Origin of the sequence: Streptomyces sp. PA03-6a (assembly GCF_033792765.1) — a bacterium.
Classification (GTDB): domain Bacteria; phylum Actinomycetota; class Actinomycetes; order Streptomycetales; family Streptomycetaceae; genus Actinacidiphila.
This window is the reverse complement of sequence record NZ_JARAVK010000565.1, coordinates 1-1,160: the sequence shown is the minus strand read 5'-3', so window position 1 is coordinate 1,160 and position 1,160 is coordinate 1. Positions and strand designations below refer to the sequence as shown.

The 1,160-nt window shown below is 67.2% G+C and carries 1 protein-coding gene; it reads left to right on the top strand.

The annotated features are described in order from the left end of the window. The coding region (frc, locus tag PV350_RS46640) for a formyl-CoA transferase (RefSeq protein ID WP_500339314.1) at nucleotides 1–1,160 on the top strand (1,160 nt) is incomplete at both ends.

Genomic DNA, 1,160 nt, shown 5'->3' with positions numbered 1-1,160 from the left:
GGTGTGCGCGTCCTGGATATGACGCATGTGCAGTCGGGTCCGTCGGCGACGCAGTTGCTGGCGTGGCTGGGTGCGGACGTGGTGAAGCTGGAGGCCCCGGGGGGTGACATCACGCGGCGTCAGTTGCGGGACGTGCCGGGGGTGGACAGCTTGTACTTCACGATGCTGAACGCGAACAAGCGGAGCATCACGCTGAACACCAAGACCCCGCGCGGGCGGGAGATCCTGACCGAGCTGATCGCGCGCAGTGATGTGATGGTGGAGAACTTCGGGCCGGGCGCGGTGGACCGGATGGGGTTCACCTGGGAGCGGATCCAGGAGATCAACCCGCGGATCGTGTACGCCTCCATCAAGGGCTTCGGGGACGGCCCCTACACCGCGTTCAAGGCGTATGAGGTCGTCGCGCAGGCGATGGGCGGGTCGATGGCCACCACCGGCTTCGAAGGCGGTCCGCCCATGGCCACCGGCGCCCAGATCGGCGACTCCGGCACCGGGGTCCACGCCGTCGCCGGGATCCTGGCCGCCCTGTACCAGCGCACCCACACCGGCCGCGGACAACGCGTACAGGTCGCCATGCAGCACGCGGTGCTCAACCTGTGCCGGGTCAAACTCCGCGACCAGCAGCGCCTGGCCCACGGACCACTGGCGGAGTACCCCAACGAGGACTTCACCGACGAAGTCCCCCGCTCCGGCAACGCCTCCGGCGGCGGACAGCCCGGCTGGGCGGTCAAATGCGCCCCCGGCGGCCCCAACGACTACGTCTACGTCATCGTGCAGCCCGTCGGCTGGCAACCCCTGGCCGAACTCATCGGCCACCCCGAACTCGCCACCGACCCCGAATGGGCCACCCCCGAAGCCCGGCTGCCCAAACTCGCCAAGATGTTCCAGCTCATCGAGGAATGGACCACCACCCTGCCCAAATGGCAGGTCCTGGAAGAACTCAACACCCACAACATCCCGTGCGGGCCCATCCTGTCCACCAAGGAGATCATCGACGACGCCAGCCTCAAGGCCAACGACATCGTCGTCGACGTCGACCACCCCGAACGCGGCACCTACACCACCGTCGGCAACCCCCTCAAACTCTCCGACTCACCCACCACCATCCACCGCTCACCCCTCCTCGGCGAACACAACCACGACATCTACACCACCGAACT